Raw genomic sequence first — 22,241 nt, forward strand, 5'->3', positions numbered from 1 at the left:
GGTGGTGGACCCCTCGTTGAACTCCTCGCCCGTCGAGACCGAGCCCGTCGTGGCGGACCCGCCGCGCCGGCCTCGACGCCGGCCGGCCCGCGCCGACGTGCTGGCCATCGGAGCCTATGCGGTGCTCGGCGTTCTCGTCTGCCTCAACTATTGGGGCGACGTGCAACACCGGGTCTCCTCGCACCTGCCGACCGACCACAGCTGGTTCGAGTGGCTCTTCGCGCACGGCGCGTACTCGGTGCGTCACCTGGAGAACCCGCTCTTCACCGCCCGGCAGAACGCGCCGGACGGGGTGAACATGATGGCGAACACCTCGCTGCTCGGGGTCACCCTGCCGCTGGCGCCGCTCACCCTGCTGCTCGGCCCGCAGGTGATGTACGCGCTCTACCTCGGCGCGGCGCTCTCGGCGACCGCGGCCACCTCCTACTGGGTGCTGTCCCGGCACCTGGTCCGCTCGCGCGGGGCGGCCTTCGTCGGCGGCGCGTTCCTCGGGTTCGCGCCCGGCATCGTGCACCACGCCAACGGGCAGCCGAACTTCGTCTCCAACTTCCTGCTCCCGCTGATCGTGGCCCGGGTGCTGCGGCTCGGCGAACCGGGCCGGTGGCGGCGCAACGGGATCGCGCTGGGCCTGCTGGTGGCGTACCAGATCTTCATCAACGAGGAGATGCTGCTGCTCACGGCGCTGGCCTGCCTGGTCGTCGTGGTGGCGTGGGTGGTGCAGCGGCCGCGCGCGGCGCGCGAGCGGGCCGGCACCTTCCTCGCCGCCGTGGGCGTGGGCGGCGGGGTGGCCCTGCTGCTGGCCGCGTACCCGATCTGGTTCCAGTTCAACGGGCCGCAGTCCTACCGGGGCCTCCAGGGCGGGGTCTTCCACAACTGGGGCGAGGACCTGATGGCCTTCGTCACCTTCGCGCGGGACACCGTGGCCGGCGACGAGGCGGTGGAGAAGACCATCGGGCTGACCGAGCAGAACACGTGGTTCGGCTGGCCGCTGGTGCTGGTCGCGCTGGTCGCCCTCGTGGTGCTGGTACGCCGCTCCCTGCCGGCCCGGATCGTGGCCGTGCTCGTCGTGGTCTTCTCGGTCGCCGCGATCGGCCCGAAGGTGCGCTTCGACGGGGTGGAGACCGCGGTCGACGGCCCCTGGGCGTACGTGCCGGACGACCTGCCGCTGGTCGAGATGATGATGCCAACCCGGCTGAGCCTCGTGGTGGCCGCCGCGCTCGGCGTGCTGCTGGCGCTGGCCTGGGACGCCCTGTCGGGGCGCGGCCGCCCGCCGGTGCCCGCCCAGCGCACCGGGTCGTCCTCCCCCGGATCGCGCCGGCGCTGGCCCCGCCTCGTCGGGTACGCCGCCATCGTGGCTGCCCTGCTGCCGCTGCTGCCCCGCCCGCTGCCGGCCCAGCAGATCGACCCGCCGCCGCACTTCATCACGGCCGGCGGCTGGCGGCCGTACGTGCCGGACGGCCGGACCCTGGTGCCGGTGCCGATCCCGAGCAACGTGCACGGCCTGCCCACGCTGCGCTGGAGCGCGCTGACCCGGCAGGAGTTCCCCATCCCGGGCGGCTACTTCATCGGCCCGAACGAGGTGGGCGAGGGGGTCTTCGGTGCGCCGAACCGGCCGACGAGCACTCTGATCTACTCCACCATGGACGCGGACCGGGTCCCGCCGCTCACCGACGAGAACCGCCGCCAGGCCCTCGACGACCTGCGCTTCTGGAAGGCGTCGGTGGTGGTGCTCGGCGCGAACCCCCGCGAGGCGGTCCTCCGCGAGCTGATGACCCAACTGCTGGGCGAGCCGCAGCGCGTCGACGACGTCTGGCTCTGGGACGTCCGCGACCGCGTCTGACGGCTTACCGACGGCAGAGGTCAGCCGACCAGGGGGCGGACGTCCCACACGTGGGCGCCGGGGACGTCGCGGCCGGGACCGACCAGGGCGTCCACGGTGGCGCGGACCGGGTCGCCCGGCGTCGAGCCGGCCTGCACCAGCACCGCCGCCCGCCAGTGCCGCAGGTCCGCGACGGCCTGGTGGCGTTCCGCGTCGCCGATCGGCGGCACCTGGCCGGTCTCGGCGGCCCGGCGCAGCAGCAGCGAGGTGGGCAGGTCCGGCGCACCCCAGTGCGCGGCCGGGTCGGCGGCGGAGCGGGGGCCGATGAAGTAGCCGCCCGGCGCGTCGAAAGCCAGGCCGGTCCGCGCCGACCAGAAGGTGGCCGGGCTGACCCCGGACCCGGTGACCGGCGGCACCGGCACCAGCGTCCGCCCCGGCGGCACGTACGCCCGCCAGCCGCCGTCGGCCACGAAGGCCGGCACCGGCATGGCCGGCACGGTGCGGATCGGGGTCGGGGTGAGCGGCAGCAGCGCGGCGGCGACGGCCCCCGCCCACGGCGCCCAGGTCCGGGCCGCGCGGCGCCGGACCCGGTCCAGGGCGAGGGCCAGCAACACCCCGAGCACCGGTACGCAGACCAGCGCGAACCGGGCCGGCACCACCAGGTCGAGCAGCGGCACCCCGGCGAGCAGCCGGTACGGCCCGGGCAGCCCGGTGTCGTGCCGGTTCACCACGATCGTGGTGCCGAGCGAGAGCAGCGCGAACAGCAGCCCGCAGGCAGCGAGGGCCCGGACCAGCGGCCGCCGCCACAGCCGGACCACGATCAGCACGGCCAGCAGCGGCAGGAACGGCCCGAAGAACGAGTTCTCCTCGGTGGCGTTCGGGGAGAGCAGCCCGGCGTGGTGGGCGTCCCCCGCGACGGTCTGCCGGGCGGCGGTGGCGTACGAGGTCAGGTCCAGCCGGTAGCCCCGGGCGTAGAAGGGCATCCCGCGGTAGTGGCCGGGGCCGTGGAACTGGACCCAGAGCGGGTACGCCAGCAGCACCCCGGCGACCAGCGCCCCGATCCCGAGCCGGCGCGCCACCGCGGGCGCCAGCCGGCGCGCCCCGCCCCGGTCCGCGAGGGCGTACGCCCCGGCGAACACCCCGGCCGCGAGTGCCAGGAACACCAGCACCTCCTCACCGAGGAAGACCTGGTACGCGACGGCCAGCCCGAGCAGCACCCCGTCCCGGCGGACCCGGTCGAGAGCCGGCCGGAACACCAGCCCGAGGATCACCGGGACCAGGAACTGGGCGGCCATGTGCAGGTGCGCCCCGGCCTGCGACACGAGGCCCGGGGCGAAGCCGCAGAACAGCCCGCCCACCGCCGCGGCGGCCCGGGACCGGACCAGCCGGCGGGCGAGCAGCGCGTACCAGGCGGTGGCCGTGCCGGCGAGGCAGAGCACCACGGCCACGAGGAAGGCCACCTGGGAGCCGAACAGCGCGGTGACCGGGGTGAGCGGCACGCCCAGCCCGAGCACGGACGTGTTGGCCATCAGGTTGACCCCGTCCGGCACGTTCAGGGCCGTGCTGTGCAGCGGGTTCTCCCCGCCGGTCACCGCCCGGGCGGCCCGCGCCAGCATCCACTCGAAGAGCATCTGGTCGCCGGCCTGGTGGAACAGCCGGTCCGGCCGGCCCCACTGGCCGGCGGTGAGCAGCACGGCCAGGCCCAGGTAGCCGGCGACCACGAGCGCGTCGACCGGGCGCGGCCGCCACCGGCGCCGGGGCGCGGGCTCGGGGCGGTCCGGGCCGGTCAGGCGGACGGGCTGGTCAGTGTCCGGACGTCCCACAACCACACGTCCAGCTCCTGCCGGGCGGGCCCGACCAACTGCTCCACGGTGCGGCGCAGCGGCTCGGCGTTCTGCTCGTTCAGCGGCAGCACCACGATGGCGGCCCGCCAGTGCCGCAGCTCGTCGAGGAAGCGCCGGCGCTGCCGGTCGTCGAGCTTCGGCGTACGCCCGGTGGCCTCGACCTCGGCGAGCAGCTCACCGATGCCGCTGGGCCGGCCACCGAAGCGGCCCGGGTCGCCGGTGACCCCGTTGCGCGGCGCGAGGAAGTAGCCCCCGGGGATCTTGAAGGCCAGGTCGGTGCTGGCCGCCCAGCGCATCGGGTCGGTGTTGCCCATGGCCGGCACCGGCACGGAGACCAGCGTCTGGTCCGGCCCGACGTACTGCCGCCACCGGTCGGCCGTGATGAACTTCGGCACGGCCGGGCGGGTGGTGACCCGCAGCGGCATCGGCGCGACGGGCAGCAGCGCGAACACCAGGCCGGCGGCGGTCAGGGTACGCACGGTGCGCCGCTCCACGACCCGCAGCGCCGCCGCCCGCTCGACGGCCAGGGCCAGCAGCACCCCGATGACCACGGTGGTGATGAGGCCGAACCGGGTCGGCACCACGGCGTCCAGCAGTGGCAACCTGACCAGCAGCTCCCACGGGCCGGTGATGAGGTCCCGGTCCCACCACGAGACCCGCTCGCCGAGGGAGAGCACGGCGAAGAACAGCCCCGTCGCGGCGAGCGCCCGGACCACCACCTCCCGGCGCAGCCAGACCACGATGCCGACGGCCAGCAGCGACAGGCTCCAGCCGAAGAAGGCGTTCTCCTCCGAGTAGTTCGGCGCCAGGTTGACGTTGGCCCGCTCGTTGCCGCCCAGCGTGGTGGAGCCGGGCGTGAAGAACGCGGCGATGTCGTTGCCGTAGTCGCGGACCGTGTCGCTGAGCCCGTGGTACGCCATCGGCCCCGCGAACTGCACCCACAGCGGGTAGGCCAGCAGCGCCCCGGCGAGCACCGCGCAGACGGCCAGCCCGACGCCGAGCGGCCGCCACGCGGCGGCCCACCGCTCGCGCTGCTGCACCACCACGCCGACCAGGAACACCCCGCAGGCCAGCGCCGTGAAGAGCAGGATCTCCTCGTTGACGAACGCCTGCGCGGTGACCAGCAGGGCGAGCAGCGCGCCGTCGCGGACCGGCCGGGTGGAGCGGGTCAGCACCAGCACCCGCCACACGATGAACGGCAGCAGGAACTGGCTGATGATGTTCGGATGCCAGTTGGCGTGCGACAGCATGGCCGGCGAGAACCCGCAGAACCAGGCGCCGACGGCGGCGGCCAGCCGGTTGCGGACCAGGTGCCGGGAGAGCACCCGGTACCAGGCGGCGGCCGTGCCGGCGAGACCCAACGTGACCAGGGTGACGAAGGAGACCGCCGGTCCGAACAGGAGGGTCACCGGCACCATCGGGATGCCGAGGGCCAGGATGGCGGTGTTCGCCATCAGGTTGACGCCGTCCGGATAGTTGAACTGGTCGGTGTAGAACGGGTACTCGCCGTGCAGCACGACCCGCACCGAGTGGGCCAGGAAGAACTGCACCTGCGCCGGGTCGCTGCTGTAGAGCGCGGCCACCCGGCCGGCCGGGTCGGCCCAGATCCCGCTGGTCACCCAGAGTGCGGCGAGCAGGAACACCCCGTACACGGCCAGGTCCTGCCGGCGCGGCGTCCACCGCCACCGCCGCCGGACCGCCGGCGCGGCCCCCTCCGGGTCACGCGCGGTGACCGGGGGTTCCTCGACCAGGACGGAGAGCGGTCCGCCCGAGGCGTCCGCGTCCGGCGTCGAATCGCCACGGGGCTCGGCAGGCGTCACAGTCGGCGGAGTCTACCGGAGCAGGAGAATGGTGTACGAATCGCACGCCGCACCGTCCTCTGTGGTCATCAGCCGAAAGGGTGAGCCGGTCGCGGCCGGGTGACCGGACGTCTCGTACCATGTGGGCTTCCGGACACGGCTGGTGAAGACGGGATTCAGGGGGCGTACAGGGTGGTTTCAGTCCGTCGACGCGGCACGACGGTCACCGCGCTGCTGGCCCTCCTGCTGACCGGCTGCGGCCCGGTCGCCGGGCGGCAGCCCGCGGCGCTGCCGGTCGGCTACGACAGCCTCGACGGCACCCTGAAGGTCTGGCCGGCGCGGGGCAACCTGGCCCGCGACGCCGCCGCGACCGCCGGCATCACCGCCGCCGTCCGCGACTGGCGCTCCCCCGTCGACGACCGCGCCCACCTCGCCTCCTCCGGCATCCTCTACTCCGGCGAGGTCGCCGGCTCACCGCTCGCCCTGGTCGCCGCCGACGTGCCCGGCGAGGCCGCCTCCTGGCTGCTGCAACTCGACCGCGACGGGCAGCGCTGGCGGGTCGCCCACGCCACCGAGTACACCGACCCCGGCTACCTGGTCTACTCCGACGTGCTGCCCGTCCAGCAGCCCGCCGGCCGCCGGTACCTCACCTCCGCCCGGGTCGAGCGGCTGCTCGGCCCCGACGGCAAGGCGCTCCCCGCGGCCGACGGCATCACCGGACCGGTCGCCGTGCCCGCCTGCCAGGCGGTGGCGGTGACCGCGACGCTGCGGCCCACCCGCTCGCTGCCGCGCGGCCGGGCCGCGGACCGCGTCCTCGACCTGGGTACGGCCACTCTTGCACCTCGTTATCCGCTCGTGCGGGACGAGACGGGGTCGGGGAAGCGGGCGCTGACCGGGCTGGACACCTGCGTGCTCGCCGGCAAGCGGGGACCGTTCGGGAGCGTGCCGCGGCGGATCGGGGATCGGCAGGCGCCTCGCTCGGTGCCGGAGTCCTGGCCGATGGCGAAGATCTCTGTTCGGTCGCTGGGGTCGATGGCCCTGGGTGGTGGCGAGCCGGGTGAGCTGGAGCAGCTGACGTGGGAGAGCGCTACCGGGACGATGACCGCCGTGGTCTACCGGCCGGCTGGCGGTGGCGCTCCCGTCGTCTCTCCCGCCGATCGGTCTACGACGCTTCAGGCGTACTACCTGCCGGTGGCGGGGCAGCCCCTCGCCGTGCTGAGTTGGCGGGCCCGGGATGCCTCGTTCGCCGCGCCGCCGGGGACTACTCGGCTGGTGGACCGGCCCGGTCTTGTGGTGGTGGCGCAGCCGGATCGGAAGCAGACGTTCAGCCTGGCGGGTACGGAGAAGACCTGGTACCGGTCCGTGGGCGGGCGCTGAGTCCGTCTGCGGTTGCGGTGGTGGGGTTCGGCCCGTGGGTTGCGGCTTCGTTGGCCGCCGCTGGCGATCTTGGTACGAATTGGCCCCTTTAGGGGCCCTTTCCGTCCAAGATCTTCCGCGTTGGTCGTTAGACGAGGGCGATGCCGGCGGGGCGTCGGCGATACTGCGGGCGTGGAGTACGTGTCCAGAGTGCCGCGACCGCCGCTGGACGGGCTGATCGACGACCTTTACTACCTGGAGGGTGCGTCGCCGTACGCCCGGCTGACGCTGCCGCCGATGCCGGCGGCGTTGCTCATCGTCAACCTCGGGGCGCCGTTCCGCATCCGCGCCGGCACCGACATCGAGACGGCCGAGTACGCCGACGGCTGCGTGGTCACCATGCCCACCCGCGCGTTGGAGTTCGGCTACCCACTCCGGACCCGGTCCGTCGGCGTGCACTTCAAGCCGTGGGGGCTGGCGCCGTTCCTGCGGATGCCCGCGGCCGAGCTGTGTGACCGGCCGGTGACGGTAGAGCAGGTTTGGGGCCGGCCCGCCATTGCTGAGCTGCGAGACCGGCTGGCCACGGCGGACGGACCGCACGAGATGCTGACGCTGCTCGAGGAAGAGCTGACACGACGGCTGTGCGAGACCGCCGGCCTGGGACTGGTCCGCCATACGAGCAGCGTCATCGCGGCGACCAGCGGGGCGGTGGCGATCGGCGACCTGAGGGTGGCAGCCGGTGTCAGCAGCACTCATCTGGCACAGCGGTTCAAGGAGCTCATCGGCGTCACGCCGAAGCGGCTGGCCCGCACCTACCGCTTCGCCGCCACCGTGTTCGCGATCAACCCCGCCGAACCGATCGACTGGGGCGACCTCGCCGGTCGCGCAGGCTACTTCGACCAGGCCCACTTCGGCCACGAGTTTCGGGCGTTCACCGGGCTCACGCCGACCCGGTACGTCGAAGTTCGGCGGCAGTTCCTGCGCGAGCATCCCGGCCACGTGCTGGACAGCTGGCCGCTGCCGGCCGATTGATTTCTTACAAGAGCGACAGCTGACGACACGCCAATATGGGGGCATCCCAAAGCAGAGGAGCGCCCCATGGGCAAAGTAGTCATGTACAGCTCGGTGTCGGTGGACGGCTTCGTCGCGGACGAGAATGACCAGCCCGGACCGCTGTTCGACTGGTTGTCCAGCGGTGACGTGCCGTTGGACGAGAGCGGCGAGTTGAAGGTGTCGCAGACGTCTTACGACTACACCCGGCCGTACTGGGACCAGATCGGGGCGACAATCGTCGGCCGCCACGTCTTCGACATGACAGACGGCTGGGACGGGAAGCCTCCGGGCGGGGTCGACCACGTGGTCGTCGTGACGCACCGGCCGAAGCCCGAGGGCTGGGACCCCGAGGCGCCGTTCCACTTCGTCGACGGCGTCGAGGCAGCCGTGGCCACAGCGCAGGAGCTGGCGGGTGACCGCATGGTCGAGGTCGCCGCTGGCGAGGTCGGTGGCCAGGTACTTGCCGCGGGCCTGGTCGACGAGGTGCGCATGGACGTCGTACCCGTCGTGTTCGGGTCCGGCAAGCGCTACTTCGGGTCGGTCCACGCGCAGCACCTGTTGGAGGATCCTGACGTGGTGATTCAGGGCAACCGGGTGCTTCACCTGCGCTATCGGGTGCGCCGTTGACCAATCTGAGGGCTCGCGTAGCGCCAGGCGTGCTGTCGGCGGACCGACGTTGGCGCTGGACCACCATCAAGGGTCAACCACTCCGTGATTACCTGGCTGACGCAAAGAGACTTCGGAAACATCAATCTGATGTGGGTGGAGGGGTTCTTGCAGGTAGTCGAGGACCTGCCCTCGCTCACGGCCATCGAGCTTGTCGGACCCGGGTTACGGCTCCCAACCTGGCCCGAGCCCTCGCCTGGCTCACCCCGCCCCAAGCAGCCGGAGTAGACAGGCCGCGAGCAAGGCATCTAGATGCCGAACGGGCGGCCCCGCGCAAAGCAGGACCGCCCGTTCGACCAAGCTGAGATCAGTTCTTCGCGGTTGCCTCGTCGGCGGCCGTCTCGACGGACTGGGCGTCCAGCCCCGAGATCCACCCGGTCACGTCCCGCGCCACGTCCTGAGCCGTCAGCCCCAGGTCCGCGAGGATCTGCGCCCGGGTCCCGTGCGGGTGCCAGTCCGCCGGCACACCGAGGTCCTTCACCGGCACCCGAACGTCGGCGTCCCGCATGGCCTGGGCGAGGGCGGAACCCACACCACCGACCCGCACCCCGTCCTCGACGGTGACGACGAGCCGGTGCCCGGCAGCCAGCTCGACCAGCTCGGCCGGCACCGGCCGCACCCAGCGCGGGTCGACCACGGTCACGCCGTACCCCTGCTCGGCGACCCGGGTGGCGACCTCCATGCCGAGGCCGGCGAAGGAGCCGACCGCGACGAGCAGCACGTCGGTACGCGCCGACTCCGCCAGCACGTCCACCGGACCGACCCGGCGGACGGCCGGCAGGTCGGCGGCCACGGTGCCGGTCGGGAAGCGCAGGATGGTCGGGCCGTCGTCCACGGCGACCGCCTCGCGCAGTTCCTCGCGGAGGGTGGCCGAGTCGCGGGGCGCGGCGATCCGCAGGCCCGGCACCACGCCGAACACCGACATGTCCCAGATGCCGTAGTGGCTGGGGCCGTCGGGGCCCGTGATGCCGGCCCGGTCGAGCACGAAGGTGACCGGCAGCTTGTGCATGGCCACGTCGAGCAGGACCTGGTCGAAGGCCCGGTTGAGGAAGGTGGCGTAGACGGCGACCACCGGGTGCAGGCCGCCCATGGCGAGGCCGGCCGCAGAGGTGGCGGCGTGCTGCTCGGCGATGCCCACGTCGTACACCCGGTTGGGGTACTTGCGGGCCAGGGTGGCGATGCCGGTGGGCTCGGCCATGGCGGCGGTGATGCCGACCACGTCGGGGCGCTCGTCGGCGATGGCCGTCAGCTCGTCGGCGAAGACGTGGGTCCACTTCACCGACGGCGCGGCGAGCAGCTTGCCGGTCTCGATGTCGAACGCGCCGCCCGGGCCGTGCAGGCGGTCCGCCTCGTCCTCCTCGGCAGCGCGGTAGCCGTAACCCTTGCGGGTGACGGCGTGCACGATCACCGGGCCGCCGAAGTTCTTGGCGGCGCGCAGCGCCGACTCGACGGCGGGGACGTCGTGGCCGTCGACCGGGCCGACGTACTTGATGCCGAGGTCCTCGAACATGGCCTGCGGGGCGACCGCGTCCTTGATGCCCTTCTTGACCGCGTGCAGCACCTCGTACATGGGCCTGCCGACCAGCGGGGTCGAGCCGAGGGCGTCCTTGACGGTGTCGAGCACCTTCTCGTAGCTCGGGTTGAGCCGCAGCGACGACAGGTGGTCGGCGAGGCCGCCGATGGTCGGCGAGTAGGACCGGCCGTTGTCGTTGACCACGATGACGAGGGGGTTGCCGGCGGTGGCGATGTTGTTCAGCGCCTCCCAGCACATGCCGCCGGTGAGCGCGCCGTCGCCGACCACGGCGACGACGCTGCGCTTCTCGCCGCGCAGCGCGTACGCCTTGGCGAGGCCGTCGGCGTAGGAGAGGGCGGTGGAGGCGTGCGAGTTCTCGATGAGGTCGTGCTCGCTCTCCGCCTGGCTCGGGTAGCCGGAGAGGCCACCGCGCTGGCGGAGCTTGTCGAAGCCCTCCTGCCGGCCGGTGACGATCTTGTGTACGTAGGCCTGGTGGCCGGTGTCGAACAGGAGCCGGTCGCGCGGCGAGTCGAAGACCCGGTGCATAGCCAGGGTCAGCTCGACCACGCCCAGGTTGGGGCCGACGTGCCCGCCGGTGCGGGAGACCTTGGCGATCAGGAAGTCCCGGATCTCGGCGGCGAGGATGTCCAGCTGCTCGGCCGTCATCCGCTTCACGTCCTGCGGGCCGCGGACGGTGCCCAGCAGCCGACCGTGGTTGGCCGTGCCCTCTTCAACACTCATGACCGAAGAGTCTATCGGCCACCCGACAGCCCGCAGCGCGGCCGTGGATCTTCCCAGGTCAGGGCCCGATCAGGGGACGACGACCAGCCGGCGCGGCGGATCCGCCGGGGTGGCCGCCCAACCCGGGCCGGCGGGGGTCCAGGCGCCCAGCACGGCGGCCCGGGAGGCCCCGGTGACCGACGGGATGGCTCCGGGCAGCCCGTGCCAGGAGAGCCACCCCAGCAGGGCGAACGCGTACGCCTCCTTGGCCTGGGCCGGCACCCCCAGCTCGTCGGTGGTGCGCAGCCGCCAACCCCCCTCCCCCAGCGCGGCGAGCCGGGCCCGGAGTGTGGGGTTGCGCACTCCCCCGCCGGCGGCGATGACCTCGGTCACCCCGTGCCGGTCGCAGGCGTCGGCGACGGTCCGGGCGGTCAGCTCGGTGAGCGTGGCCAGCACGTCGTCGGCGGCCACTGGCTCCCCCAGGGCGGCCAGCCGGTCGTCCAGGTAGCCGCCGTGGAACAGCTCCTTGCCGGTCGACTTGGGCGGGGGCGCGGCGTAGTAGGGCTCGGCGAGCAGCAGCGCCAGCAGCCCCTCGTGCACCCGGCCGGCCGCCGCCCGGGCCCCGTCCAGGTCGCAGGGGCGGTCCAGAAAGCGCCGGGCCGCCGCGTCCAGCAGGGCGTTCGCCGGGCCCACGTCGTACCCGAGGACCGGCGCGCCGGGCGCGACCACGGTGAGGTTGGCGATCCCGCCGAGGTTGAGCGCCGCGCGCGGCCCGGCGGCCGCGTCGAGCAGCAGCGCGTCGAAGGCCGGGACCAGGGGCGCGCCCTGGCCGCCGGCCGCCACGTCCGCCGATCGCAGGTCGTGCAACACGGGTACGCCCACCCGGGCGGCCACCCGGGCCGGCGCGCCGAGCTGGAGGGTGCCCCGCACCCGGCCCGCCTCGACCCAGTGGAAGACGGTCTGCCCGGGCGACACCACCACGTCGGCCACGCCCCCGGCCAGCTCGACGCCGGCCGCCGCCGCCTCGGCGAAGACCTCGCCGAGGCGATTGTCCAGCCGGCAGACCGCCTCGATGGTGGTGGCCGCCGGGGGCAGCAGCGCGCCGATCTCGGCCCGCAGGTCGTCGGGGTAGTCCAGGCTGCGGTGCCCGAGCGGGCGCAGCCGCAGCGTGTCCCCGTCCCGGGTGAACTCGGCCGCCACCACGTCCACCCCGTCGTACGAGGTGCCCGACATCAGCCCGACGATCTTCATCGGGCCAGGCTAGTCACTCCTCGGGCGGCAGGAACAGCCCGACCAGCTCGACGTGCTGGGTCATCGGGAACAGGTCGAAGCCGCGCAGCGCGGCGAGCCGCCAGCCGGCCCCGGTGAAGGTGCGCACGTCCCGGCCGAAGGCGGCCGGGTCGCAGGCCACGTACGCGATCGCCCGCGGGCCGGCCGCGACGACGTCCCGCACCACCGGGGCGCCCGCGCCGGAGCGCGGCGGGTCGAGCACCACGAGGTCGACGGGGCCGGTGACCCGGCGGCGGGCCAGCGCGGTCTCCACCCGGGCGGCGACCACCTCGACCCGGGGCAGGTCGGCCAGGTTGGCCCGGGCCGCGTCCACCCCCTCCTGGCTCGACTCGACGAGGGTGACCCGGGCGTCGCCGACCCGGCCGGCGAGGGCCGCGGCGAACAGCCCGGCGCCGCCGTAGAGGTCCCAGGCGGTCTCCCCGGGGCGCGGGTCGAGCAGGTCGAGCACCGCCCCCACCAGGGTGTCGGCCGCGGCGGGGTGCACCTGCCAGAAGCCGGACGCGGGCAGCGTCCAGTCCCGGCCGGCGGCCACCTCGCGGACCTCGGCCGGGCCGCTCACCGGGGTGGGGACCCCCTCGGCGAAGGCGACCACGCTCACGTCACCGCCGGTGGAGGCGACCGTCTCGACGGCGTCGGCGTCCGGCCAGCGGGCCCCGCTGGGGGCCAGCACGGGCAGCTCCTGGATGGCCGGGTGGGCGATCCGGCAGCGGTCGATCGGCACGACCTCGTGCGAGCGGTGCTTGAGCAGCCCGGCCCGGCCGGCGGCGTCGACCGCGTAGCGGACCCGGGAGCGCCAGCCCAGCGGCCCGCCGGGCAGCGCCTCGACCCGGACGCCGAGCGCGTCGACCTGGTCGTCGGTGAGCCCACCCAGCCGGGTGAGCTGCTCGCGCACCACGGCGGCCTTCCAGTCGAGCTGGGCGGCCGGCGTGACGTGCTGGAGGTCGCAGCCGCCGCACCGGCCCGGCTTCGCGTACGGGCAGGGCGGCTCGACCCGGTCCGCCGACGCGGTGAGGATCTCCACGGCGTCGGCGCGGGCGAAGCCCCGGTGCAGCTCGGTCACCTCGGCCACCACCCGCTCGCCGGGCAGCGCGTGCCGGACGAAGACCACCTGGCCGTCGACCCGGGCCACGCAGTGCCCGCCCGGTGCGACCGCGTCCACGGTCAGCTCGACCCGCTGCGCCTCCTCCAGCCCGGTACGGGCCGGCGCGGTCACGGGCGGTCCCCCGAACCGCTCTCGCCGGGCGGCGCGGAGACCACCGGCGGGACGGTGGGCGGCAGGGTGCTGCGCGGGGCCACCCGGGGGCCGCGCGCCGGGCCACGGGTGAGCGTGGCGTCCAGCCGGTCCAGGTTCTTGCTGGCGGTCGAGGCGAGCTGCCAGGGCACGCTGGTGACCATCACGCCCGGCTCGAAGAGCAGCCGCCCCTTGAGCCGCAGCGCGCTCTGGTTGTGCAGCAGGTTCTCCCACCAGCGGCCCACCACGTACTCGGGGATGAAGACGGTGACCACGTCGCGGGGTGACTCCCGGCGGGTCGACGCCACGAAGTTGAGGATCGGCCGGGTGATCTCCCGGTACGGCGAGTCGATGACGGTCAGCGGCACCGGCAGCTCGCGCCGCTCCCAGTCGGCCTGGAGGTCCCGGGTGTCCTTGTCGTCGACGTTGACCGTGACCGCGGTGAGCGTGTCCGGCCGGGTGGCCCGGGCGTAGGCGATGGCCCGCAGGGTGGGCTGGTGCAGCTTGCTGACCAGCACGATGGCGTGGTTGCGGGCGGGCAGCACGGCCCGCTGCTCGGTCGGCTCCAGCTCCGCAGAGATCCGGTCGTAGTGCCGGCGGATGGCCAGCATGAGCAGGTAGATCACCGCCATGGCGGCGATCGCGATCCAGGCGCCCAGCAGGAACTTGGTGATCAGCACGATGACCAGCACCACGCCGGTCATCGCCATGCCGAAGGCGTTGATCGCCCGGGAGCGGACCATCCGGGCGCGCGCCTCCGGGTCCCGCTCGGTGCGTAGGTGCCGGTTCCAGTGCCGGATCATGCCGGCCTGGGAGAGCGTGAACGAGACGAACACGCCGACGATGTAGAGCTGGATGAGCCGGGTCACCTCGGCCTGGAAGCCGATGATCAGCACCACCGCGAAGACGGCCAGGAAGACGATGCCGTTGGAGAAGGCCAGCCGGTCGCCCCGGGTGTGCAGCTGGCGGGGCAGGTAGCGGTCCTGGGCCAGGATCGACCCGAGCACCGGGAAGCCGTTGAACGCGGTGTTCGCGGCCAGGAACAGGATCAGCGCGGTCATGCCGGCGACCACGTAGAGCAGCACCGAGCCGTCGCCGAACACGGTCTGGCCGAGCTGGGTGGTGACGGTCTTCTGCACGTACCCGTCGGGCCCGGAGATGATCTGGGACGGGTCCTCGACGAACTGGAGGCGGGTCAGCTTGGCCAGCCAGATGATGCCGACCAGCATGCTGACGGCGATGGTGCCGAGCAGCAGCAGGGTGGTCGCCGCGTTCTTCGACTTCGGGGTCTTGAACGCGGGCACGCCGTTGGAGATCGCCTCGACGCCGGTGAGCGCCGCGCAGCCGGAGGAGAAGGTGCGCAGCAGCAGGAAGATCAACGCGAAGCCGGTGACGCTGTGCTCGGCCTCGATCTGCAAGCCGGCGCTCGGCGCCCGCAGGTCGTCGCCGAGGATGAAGATCCGGACCAGCCCGGTCAGCAGCATGCCACCGATGACGATCACGAAGCCGTAGGTGGGGATGGCGAACGCGGTGCCGGACTCGCGCAGGCCGCGCAGGTTCATCGCGGTGAGCACCACGACCGCGATGACCGCGATGAGCACCTTGTGGGTGGCCACGAAGGGCACCACCGAGCCGAGGTTCGCCACGCCCGAGGAGACCGACACCGCCACGGTGAGCACGTAGTCGACCAGCAGCGCGCTGGCCACCGCGAGCCCGGCCCGGGGCCCGAGGTTGACCGTCGCCACCTCGTAGTCGCCGCCGCCGGAGGGGTAGGCGTGCACGTTCTGCCGGTAGCTGGCCACCACGGTCAGCATCACCACGACGACCGCGAGGGCGATCCACGGGGAGAACAGGAAGGCCGACGCACCCGCGATCGAGAGCGTCAGGAGGATCTCGTCGGGGGCGTAGGCGACGCTGGAGAGCGCGTCGGAGGCGAAGACCGGCAGCGCGATGCGCTTCGGCAGGAGGGTGTGCTGGAGGCGGTCGGACCGGAACGGTCGACCGACGAGGAGTCGCTTCAGCAGCGAGGTGGGTCTGGCCACAACCGCCAAGAGTACGACCACCCCCGGTCCGGTGGTGGGGGTGCCTGATCGCCCCGCTCGCGACCGCGCGGTACGGTCGGTCCCCCGCCGGGCGCGGGGACGTGGCAGGCTCGCAGGCGACGGGTCAGCGGGCGGCACCGTGGGAGGAGCGGACAGCGTGCATGTCGTGATCATGGGCTGCGGCCGGGTCGGGTCGACCCTGGCCCACAGCCTGGAGTCCCGGGGGCACTCGGTGGCGGTGATCGACCAGGACGCGGACGCGTTCCGCCGTCTCGGCCCGGACTTCGCCGGCATCACGGTCACCGGCGCCGGCTTCGACGGCGAGGTGCTGCGCCAGGCCGGCATCGAGCGCGCCGACGCCTTCGCCGCGGTCTCCAGCGGCGACAACTCCAACATCATCTCGGCCCGGCTGGCCCGGGAGACCTTCGGCGTGTCCCGCGTGGCCGCCCGGATCTACGACCAGCGCCGCGCCCAGGTCTACGAGCGCCTCGGCATCCCCACCGTGGCCACGGTGCGGTGGACGGCCGAACGGATGCTGCGCCATTTGGTCCCCGAGGGCAACGTGGAGATCTTCCGCGACCCGACCAGCACCGTCTCGATCATCGAGGTGCCGGTGCACAAGGACTGGATCGGCCGGTCGCTGCGCCACCTCGAGGAGGCCACCGGCGCCCGGGTGGCCTACCTGATCCGGTTCGGGATCGGCACCCTGCCGACCGCCTCCACCGTGGTGCAGGAGGGCGACCAGGTCTTCATGCTGGTGACCGACGACATCGCCGCCTCGGTCACCTCGGTGGCGGCGGCGCCGCCCGAAGGGGGGCAGTGAGCATGCGCATCGCCATCGCCGGCGCGGGCAACGTGGGCCGGTCCATCGCCCAGGAGCTGATCGACAACGGCCACCAGGTGATGTTGATCGAGCGGCAGCCCAAGATGCTCCGGCCCGACCGGGTGCCGGCCGCCGACTGGGTGCTCGCCGACGCCTGCGAGCTGGCCAGCCTGGAGGAGGCCAACCTTGCCGGCTGCGAGGTGGTCGTCGCGGCCACCGGCGACGACAAGGTCAACCTGGTGGTGTCGCTGCTGGCCAAGACCGAGTTCGCGGTGCCCCGGGTGGTGGCCCGGGTCAACCGGGCCGAGAACGAGTGGCTCTTCACCGAGCAGTGGGGCGTGGACGTCGCGGTGAGCAAGCCGCGGGTCATGGCCGCGCTGGTCGAGGAGGCCGTCACCGTCGGCGACCTGGTCCGGCTCATGACCTTCCGGCAGGGCGAGGCCAACCTCGTCGAGATCACCCTGCCGCCCACCGCGCCCTACGTCGGGCAGCCGATCCACGCGGTGCCGCTGCCCCGGGACGCGGCGCTCGTGGCGATCCTGCGCGGCAAGCGGGTGCTCGTGCCCAGCCCGGACGACCCGATCGAGGCCGGCGACGAGCTGATCTTCGTGTGCACGGCGGCGGTGGAGGACGAGGTCCGGGCGGTGATCCTCGGCCCGGACAGCGTCGGGCGCAACCGCGAGCGGCTGCCCTGACCGAGTGGCGCCCGGGGGCTCAGGCCCCCGGCAGCGGCGTCGGCGCGGTCTCCCGGGTGACCCGGCGCACCACCCAGACGGTGATCAGCAGCAGCAGCGCGTACGGCGGGTAGCCCAGGGCGAGCCGGGCCACGCCCAGCGCGGTGTCCTGGTGGGCCAGGTAGAGCCCGGCCTGCACGCCGACCTTGGCCAGCCACACCACGCCCCAGAGCACGGTGAGCTGGGTGAAGGTGCGCACCAGCTTCGGGTCGTCGCGCCACTCGGAGCGGCCCTTGGCCACCAGCACCGACCAGATCCAGCCGACCAGCGGCTGCTTGATGGCCGCCGAGAGCAGCAGGGCCAGGCCGTAGCCGATGCCGTAGAGGATGCCGGGGAGGTAGAAGTCGCGCTCGTCGCCGGTACGCCACGCGATGGCCGCGCCGATGGCGATGCCGACCAGGCCGTTGACCGCGTGCCGCACCGGCCGGCGCTGGGCCAGCCGCAGCCCGGCGATCAGCAGCGCCACCGCCACCGAGGCGATCACGGCGGGACGCAGGTCGCCCACCACGTTGGCGAGCACGAAGACCACCACGGGGATGCTCGACTCGACCAGGCCCCGCCAGCCGCCGAGCTGGTCGGCCATCTGCTCGGCCATGCTGGGCAGCCGCTCGTCCTCCGGCCCGAGTTCCGGCTCGGTGTGCTGTCCGGTCGTCACTTCGGCGACTCCAGCTCGTAGTACGGGTTGTAGATCACCTTGCGGTCGTCCCGTACGGCCACCCGGCCACGGGCGGTGAGGTGCCGGCCCGGCTCGATGCCGGCGATGTGCCGCCGACCGAGCCACACCAGGGTCACCACGTCGCTGCCGTCGTAGAGGTCGGCCTCCAGCGTGGGCAGGTTGGTCCGGGGCGTGTAGACCACGGTGCGCAGCCGCCCGGTGACCGAGACCACCTGGCCGCGCATGCACTGGCGGGCCGGCATGCCGCCGCACTCGGCGCTCTCCCGTTGCAGCTCCTGCGCCTCGATCTCGGCCTCGCTCGCGGTGAGCCGTTGCAGGAACCGCCGCAGCGACACCCGGCTCTCGTCGGTCGTCATGACCTCCGCGTCACCCTCTCCATGCCGGCCGGCTCGTGCCGGCTCCCTGGATCGGCCGGCCGCGCCGGCAGCGGCCCCGCAGGTGGCGGAACCGTCCCGCCAGCGTACGCCGATCCGGCCCGGCGGCGGGACCGGCGTCGGAGGGCGTACGCCCCCGGGGCCGGGCGCGGATCCGCCCGCCGCGGCCTGGCCCGGACACGCGACGGGCCCGGCGTCGTCGACGTCACGCCGACTCCGACCGGGCCCGGATCGCGGTGCTCAGGCCTCGCGCTGCTGCGGCGCGCCCTCCTGCTCGGCCTGCTGCTCGGCCATCTCGCGGGGCAGCCGCAGCGGCAGCGGCTCGCGGACCGGCTTGGCCTCGTGGCCGCGGTCGACGACCAGGCCGTCCAGGCAGGCCGCGAGAGGGCCGGCGGCGACCGGGTTGGTGGCGGCCTCGCCCTGGTAGACCCCGCGCACCATCCAGCGCGGCCCGTCGATGCCGACGAAGCGCAGGTCGGTGATGCCGTCCGGGGTGCGGACGCGGGCCCGCAGCTCGGTGCCGTACTCCCCCTCGACCTCCTGGGCCGCGGCGCCGTCGTTGAACAGCGACTGCCGGATCTCCTCGCGCACCTCGTCCCAGATGCCGTCGGAACGGGGCGCGGCGAAGACGCCGAGCTGGAGGGCGTTCTGGCCGTGCACCAGCACCACCTGCTGGATCACGCCCTGCGGGTCGGCCTGCACCCGCACCTCGACCTCCGGCACCGCCGGGATCTGCAGGCTGCCCAGGTCGAGCCGGGGCGCGTCGGGCGCCTCGGTGACGTCGTACGGGCCGCGGGCCGGCGGCTGCGGGGTCTCCTCGGTGTCGAGGACCCCGGCGTCCCGCTCGTCACGCGCGTGCCGCGCGCCCTCGGCCCGCTTACGGGAGAAGATCACTGCGCCCACCCTCCGCTGTTCGCACTCACCCTGCCACCTCTTCCGTCCGCCCGCCCGCCGGAGCCGGGACCAGCCCGGCGTGCCCGCCGGTGGAGCCGTGCCCGCCGGTCCCGCGCCGGGACGCGGGCAGCTCGGCCACCGGCTGGAACTCGGCCCGGGCGACCCGCTGGACCACGAGCTGCGCGATCCGGTCGCCGCGGCTGATCTTCGCCGGCGTCTCCCGATCATGATTGATCAGGTTGACCAGGATCTCACCCCGGTAGCCGGCGTCGACCGTACCGGGCGCGTTGAGCACCGTCACGCCGAGCCTGGCCGCCAGCCCCGATCGGGGGTGCACCAGGCCGACGTACCCCTCCGGCAGCGCGACGGCCACGCCGGTCGGCACCAGGGCCCGCCCGCCCGGCGGCAGCTCCACGTCCGCGGCGGCCACCAGGTCCGCGCCGGCGTCGCCGGGATGGGCGTACGCCGGCAGCGGCAGCTCCGGGTCGAGCTGTCGTACGGGCACGGGTACGACGTCTGTCACGGTCATCCTCTTCCGTCCGGTCCTTGCGGGGGTGACCCTGCCATCCTGCCGGTTCGCCGGCCGCCCGCGCGCCGTACCCTCGGACTGTGCGTCAGTCGTCATCCTCGACCGCCCCCGTGGCCGCCCCGCCCGGGTACGCGGAGCGCCTCGGGCTGCCCTGGTGGGCCTGGCCGGTCGGCCTCGCCCTCGCCGGGCTGCTCGCCGCCGAGCTGTGGATGGGCGCGACCGGCGTCCGTGCCTGGCTGCCGTTCGTGCTGCTGCTCCCCGCGGCGGTGGCCACGCTCTGGTGGATGGGCCGGATCCGGGTCACCGTCGAGGCCGGCGAGCTGCGGGTCGACGACGCCCACCTCCCGGTGCGCTTCGTCGCCGACGCGGTGCCGCTGGACGCGGCCGGCCGGCGCGAGGTGCTCGGCGTCGGCTCCGACCCGCTCGCGTTCGTGGTGCAGCGCCCCTGGGTGGGCGGCGCGGTGCAGGTGGTGCTGAACGACCCCGACGACCCCACCCCGTTCTGGGTGGTCAGCAGCCGCCGCCCGGTCGAGCTGGCCGCGGCCCTGCTCGCCGCCCGCGACGCCGGCTGACCCGCCCGGCGGTCCCCCGGTTCAGGGGTGCGTGCCGGGCAGCGCGCGCGCCTGGTGGCGGAGGTCCTTGCGGAGCTGGTCGCCGAGGGTGCGGGTGGCCCGCCGGTTGAGGTAGCCGGCCACGGCGGCGCCGGTCAGGAACGGGCCGAGCGTGGTGAGGTTGCGGCCGAATCGGCGCAGCAGGCTGTCGCGCAGCTCGCGGCGGGCGGCGGTGCCCAGCACCGCGCTGACCCCGACCCCCGGCATCATGGGGTTGACCCCGCGCTGGGTGGCCCAGGACTGCACCAGCGCCACCGCCCGCTGCGCTCCCCCGGCGGGCAGCGGCACCCGGTGCACCTCGTGCAGCTCGCCGATCAGCTTCAGCTCGATCGCCACCACGGCGACCGTCTCGGCGGCCAGCAGCACCGGGGCGGAGAGCAGGGTCGGGGTGACCGCCCACTCGACCGCGGCGACCCCGCCGCCGGCCGCGCCGACACCGGCGGTGGCCCGGGCCGCGTTGCGGATCAACCGGTCGGCGAGGGCGTCGTCGTCCAGGTCGGGGAAGTGCTTCCGGAGCGTGGCCCGGTCGCGGATCGGCACGCGCGGGGCGATCTCGGCGACGGTGTCGGCCATCCACCGGACGGCGGCCTTCGGCTTGTACAGGTCGGTGATGCCGCGGGCGCGGGCCTGGCCGACCAGCCGGGTGAGCAACTGCCGGCGGCGGGCCACGGGCAGGTCGTCCGCGGTCAGCGCGGCGACGGTCGCGCCGAGCTGGTCGGCGTCCGTTGTGGGTGGCGCCGGCTCGGCGGAGGCATCCACGTCCGGCGTCCTTCCGGTCGACCGGTCGGCGCCGCCCCCGTCGGCGTCCGGCCCGTCGGCCCGCTCGCTGCGCTCGCTCACCCGTCCGCCCTCCTGCTCCGCGCGGCGTGACAGCCGCCGGTACGAGTCAAGCAGCTTCCCGCCACCGGCGCACGGCGGCTCCATGAGCGGCGGCCCCGTCGAGGAGGCCGCCGCCGGTGTCTCGTGTCGGGGTCAGACGCACTCGCGGCAGATCAGCTCGCCGTTGCGCTCGACCGCCAGCTGGCTGCGGTGGTGGACCAGGAAGCAGCGGGCGCATCGGAACTCGTCCTGCTGCATCGGTAGCACCTTGACCGTGAGCTCCTCGTCGGCCAGGTCGGCGCCGGGCAGCTCAAAGCTCTCGGCCACCTCGGCCTCGTCGACGTCCACGGCGCCCGACTGTGTGTCGACGCGTCGGGCCTTGAGCTCTTCCAGGCTGTCCTCGCCGAGGTCGACCTCGTCGCGACGCGGGGCGTCGTAGTCGGTGGCCATCGGTTTCACTCTCCCATATCGATATGGTCGCTTCCGGTTGTAACGCCGGACGACGCTGTTTCGGTTCCGCTGGCCGGCCACCAAATGTGTCGGTCACCCGACCCGACCGTCGGGGCCGGGCCGCCAGGAAGGAACTCCCCCAGCGAGCGCGGAACCTTACCCCCCCTTTGGGCGAGGCATGTATACCGCCCTCGCGGCAGAGATGTACGCCCCTGCGCCCGAAGTTGTTCCCAATGTGACTCAGGCGACACGAAGATAGGGGTAGTAGTACCCGTTCCCCCGGTGGCGCGCCGGCATGTCGGACTGTTTCCACGCGACGGCCGGACAAGCGTTAACCTCAGCGGCGTACTCGACGGCCGGCGGGGCGGACCGACCGCCGGCGGCCGCCGCCACCCAAACACCGTCCGGGAGCGCCCAGAATGAGTTTTGCGCGAGTGCGGGCACTCGTTGTCGTCGGACTGCTGGCGGTCACCGCCCTGGTCTTCGTCGTAGTCGCGCTGGTCCGCGACACGCAGGGCACGGCCAGCACCGCCGAGGACTGCCCGCAGGGCTGGCCGGTCGCCGACCTGCGCCTGCGGGAGCAGAAGGACGTCAAGATCAACGTCTACAACGGCAACCCGGACGAAGTCGGCCTGGCCGGCAGCGTCGCGGACGACTTCCGCAACCGCAAGTTCCAGGTGAAGAAGGTGGGCAACGCCAAGCCCGTGGACAACGTGGCGGTGCTGCGCTTCGGCCCCAAGGGCGTCGGCTCCGCGCACCTGCTGCGGGCCTACTTCCTCAACCAGGCCAAGCTGGAACCCGACCTGAAGCGCAAGGACGACACGGTCGACGTGGTCCTCGGCAACGGTTTCCAGCAGTTGGCCACCACCACCGAGGTCAACCAGTCCCTCGGCGACCTCGGCTCGCCGGAGGCGCCGGCCGGCAGCTGCGCGGGCCCGGTCAGGTAGCGGTCGGCTCCCGAAAGAGTGGCCTCCCCCGACGGGGCGGCCACTCTTTCC

General features: G+C 73.7%; 20 protein-coding genes. 8 read left to right on the forward strand and 12 right to left on the reverse strand.

Annotated features, from left to right (window positions below; all coding sequences use genetic code 11):
• Positions 1–4 precede the first annotated feature (4 nt).
• Positions 5–1,840, forward strand: coding sequence for a DUF6311 domain-containing protein (locus tag IEY96_RS05485; RefSeq protein ID WP_189194247.1), 1,836 nt, complete (start codon positions 5–7; stop codon positions 1,838–1,840).
• A 20-nt stretch (positions 1,841–1,860) separates the two neighbouring features.
• Here IEY96_RS05485 and IEY96_RS05490 read toward each other — a convergent pair whose 3' ends face one another.
• A complete protein-coding gene (locus tag IEY96_RS05490; protein ID WP_189193708.1) occupies positions 1,861–3,648 on the reverse strand; it encodes a DUF6311 domain-containing protein in 1,788 nt (595 codons plus the stop codon).
• Entirely contained in the window at positions 3,606–5,414 is a 1,809-nt protein-coding gene (locus IEY96_RS05495; RefSeq protein ID WP_229791454.1) for a DUF6311 domain-containing protein, read from the reverse strand. The genes IEY96_RS05490 and IEY96_RS05495 overlap by 43 nt, the downstream gene beginning before the upstream one ends.
• 240 nt (positions 5,415–5,654) lie before the next feature.
• Between IEY96_RS05495 and IEY96_RS05500 the strand changes: the two genes are divergently transcribed.
• The 3 genes from IEY96_RS05500 (at position 5,655) to IEY96_RS05510 (ending at position 8,498) form a co-directional block, all read left to right on the forward strand.
• Complete coding sequence (locus tag IEY96_RS05500; RefSeq protein ID WP_189193710.1) at positions 5,655–6,839, forward strand: hypothetical protein; 1,185 nt, start codon at positions 5,655–5,657, stop codon at positions 6,837–6,839.
• 189 nt (positions 6,840–7,028) lie between these two features.
• Positions 7,029–7,850 carry a helix-turn-helix domain-containing protein gene (locus IEY96_RS05505; RefSeq protein WP_189194248.1) on the forward strand — a complete coding sequence of 274 codons (822 nt, stop codon included), beginning with the start codon at positions 7,029–7,031 and terminating at the stop codon, positions 7,848–7,850.
• A 66-nt stretch (positions 7,851–7,916) separates the two neighbouring features.
• The gene (locus tag IEY96_RS05510) at positions 7,917–8,498 is read left to right on the forward strand and encodes a dihydrofolate reductase family protein (protein ID WP_189193711.1); all 582 of its coding nucleotides are present in this window, start codon (positions 7,917–7,919) and stop codon (positions 8,496–8,498) included.
• Positions 8,499–8,844: 346 nt separating this feature from the next.
• Here the strand turns inward: IEY96_RS05510 and dxs are convergent, their stop codons facing one another.
• From dxs to IEY96_RS05530, 4 genes are all read right to left on the reverse strand, one after another.
• Positions 8,845–10,791 carry a 1-deoxy-D-xylulose-5-phosphate synthase gene (dxs, locus tag IEY96_RS05515; protein WP_189193712.1) on the reverse strand — a complete coding sequence of 649 codons (1,947 nt, stop codon included), beginning with the start codon at positions 10,789–10,791 and terminating at the stop codon, positions 8,845–8,847.
• A 69-nt stretch (positions 10,792–10,860) separates the two neighbouring features.
• Positions 10,861–12,021, reverse strand: coding sequence for an anhydro-N-acetylmuramic acid kinase (locus IEY96_RS05520; protein WP_189193713.1), 1,161 nt, complete (start codon positions 12,019–12,021; stop codon positions 10,861–10,863).
• A 13-nt stretch (positions 12,022–12,034) separates the two neighbouring features.
• Positions 12,035–13,273, reverse strand: a complete 1,239-nt coding sequence (locus IEY96_RS05525; protein WP_189193714.1) for a class I SAM-dependent RNA methyltransferase — start codon at positions 13,271–13,273, stop codon at positions 12,035–12,037.
• Positions 13,270–15,333, reverse strand: a complete 2,064-nt coding sequence (locus tag IEY96_RS05530; protein WP_189193715.1) for an APC family permease — start codon at positions 15,331–15,333, stop codon at positions 13,270–13,272. The genes IEY96_RS05525 and IEY96_RS05530 overlap by 4 nt, the downstream gene beginning before the upstream one ends.
• A 157-nt stretch (positions 15,334–15,490) precedes the next feature.
• Between IEY96_RS05530 and IEY96_RS05535 the strand changes: the two genes are divergently transcribed.
• Together IEY96_RS05535 and IEY96_RS05540 are read left to right on the forward strand one after the other, a co-directional pair.
• A complete protein-coding gene (locus tag IEY96_RS05535) occupies positions 15,491–16,156 on the forward strand; it encodes a potassium channel family protein (RefSeq protein WP_189193716.1) in 666 nt (221 codons plus the stop codon).
• 2 nt (positions 16,157–16,158) lie between these two features.
• Complete coding sequence (locus IEY96_RS05540; protein ID WP_189193717.1) at positions 16,159–16,851, forward strand: potassium channel family protein; 693 nt, start codon at positions 16,159–16,161, stop codon at positions 16,849–16,851.
• A 19-nt stretch (positions 16,852–16,870) separates the two neighbouring features.
• Here the strand turns inward: IEY96_RS05540 and IEY96_RS05545 are convergent, their stop codons facing one another.
• From IEY96_RS05545 to dut, 4 genes are all read right to left on the reverse strand, one after another.
• Entirely contained in the window at positions 16,871–17,545 is a 675-nt protein-coding gene (locus tag IEY96_RS05545; RefSeq protein WP_189193718.1) for a DUF3159 domain-containing protein, read from the reverse strand.
• Positions 17,542–17,922: an OB-fold nucleic acid binding domain-containing protein gene (locus IEY96_RS05550; RefSeq protein WP_189193719.1), complete on the reverse strand. Its 381-nt coding sequence runs from the start codon at positions 17,920–17,922 to the stop codon at positions 17,542–17,544. The genes IEY96_RS05545 and IEY96_RS05550 overlap by 4 nt, the downstream gene beginning before the upstream one ends.
• A gap of 258 nt (positions 17,923–18,180) precedes the next feature.
• Positions 18,181–18,834 (reverse strand): DUF3710 domain-containing protein, encoded by a 654-nt coding sequence (locus IEY96_RS05555; protein WP_189193720.1) that lies wholly within the window; start codon positions 18,832–18,834, stop codon positions 18,181–18,183.
• A 25-nt stretch (positions 18,835–18,859) separates the two neighbouring features.
• The gene (gene dut, locus IEY96_RS05560; RefSeq protein ID WP_189193721.1) at positions 18,860–19,357 is read right to left on the reverse strand and encodes a dUTP diphosphatase; all 498 of its coding nucleotides are present in this window, start codon (positions 19,355–19,357) and stop codon (positions 18,860–18,862) included.
• Positions 19,358–19,443: 86 nt separating this feature from the next.
• On the opposite strand from dut, the gene IEY96_RS05565 reads away from it, so the two are divergent.
• Positions 19,444–19,935: a DUF3093 domain-containing protein gene (locus IEY96_RS05565; RefSeq protein ID WP_189193722.1), complete on the forward strand. Its 492-nt coding sequence runs from the start codon at positions 19,444–19,446 to the stop codon at positions 19,933–19,935.
• Positions 19,936–19,956: 21 nt separating this feature from the next.
• On the opposite strand, the gene IEY96_RS05570 is transcribed toward IEY96_RS05565, so the two are convergent.
• Both IEY96_RS05570 and IEY96_RS05575 read right to left on the reverse strand, forming a co-directional pair.
• Complete coding sequence (locus IEY96_RS05570) at positions 19,957–20,733, reverse strand: hypothetical protein (protein WP_189194249.1); 777 nt, start codon at positions 20,731–20,733, stop codon at positions 19,957–19,959.
• A 213-nt stretch (positions 20,734–20,946) separates the two neighbouring features.
• A complete protein-coding gene (locus tag IEY96_RS05575) occupies positions 20,947–21,243 on the reverse strand; it encodes a DUF4193 domain-containing protein (protein ID WP_091269374.1) in 297 nt (98 codons plus the stop codon).
• A gap of 434 nt (positions 21,244–21,677) precedes the next feature.
• On the opposite strand from IEY96_RS05575, the gene IEY96_RS05580 reads away from it, so the two are divergent.
• Positions 21,678–22,190, forward strand: coding sequence for a LytR C-terminal domain-containing protein (locus IEY96_RS05580; protein ID WP_189194250.1), 513 nt, complete (start codon positions 21,678–21,680; stop codon positions 22,188–22,190).
• Positions 22,191–22,241: the final 51 nt, after the last annotated feature.

Source organism: Micromonospora fulviviridis (assembly GCF_014648395.1).
GTDB lineage: Bacteria > Actinomycetota > Actinomycetes > Mycobacteriales > Micromonosporaceae > Micromonospora > Micromonospora fulviviridis.

Excerpts from the sequence above, each read along its gene's own strand:
- IEY96_RS05510 (WP_189193711.1), top strand. The coding sequence starts at position 7,917 with ATGGGCAAAGTAGTCATGTACAGCTCGGTGTCGGTGGACGGCTTCGTC.
- dxs (WP_189193712.1), bottom strand. The coding sequence starts at position 10,791 with ATGAGTGTTGAAGAGGGCACGGCCAACCACGGTCGGCTGCTGGGCACC.
- IEY96_RS05520 (WP_189193713.1), bottom strand. The coding sequence starts at position 12,021 with ATGAAGATCGTCGGGCTGATGTCGGGCACCTCGTACGACGGGGTGGAC.
- IEY96_RS05540 (WP_189193717.1), top strand. The coding sequence starts at position 16,159 with ATGCGCATCGCCATCGCCGGCGCGGGCAACGTGGGCCGGTCCATCGCC.
- IEY96_RS05550 (WP_189193719.1), bottom strand. The coding sequence starts at position 17,922 with ATGACGACCGACGAGAGCCGGGTGTCGCTGCGGCGGTTCCTGCAACGG.
- IEY96_RS05575 (WP_091269374.1), bottom strand. The coding sequence starts at position 21,243 with ATGGCCACCGACTACGACGCCCCGCGTCGCGACGAGGTCGACCTCGGC.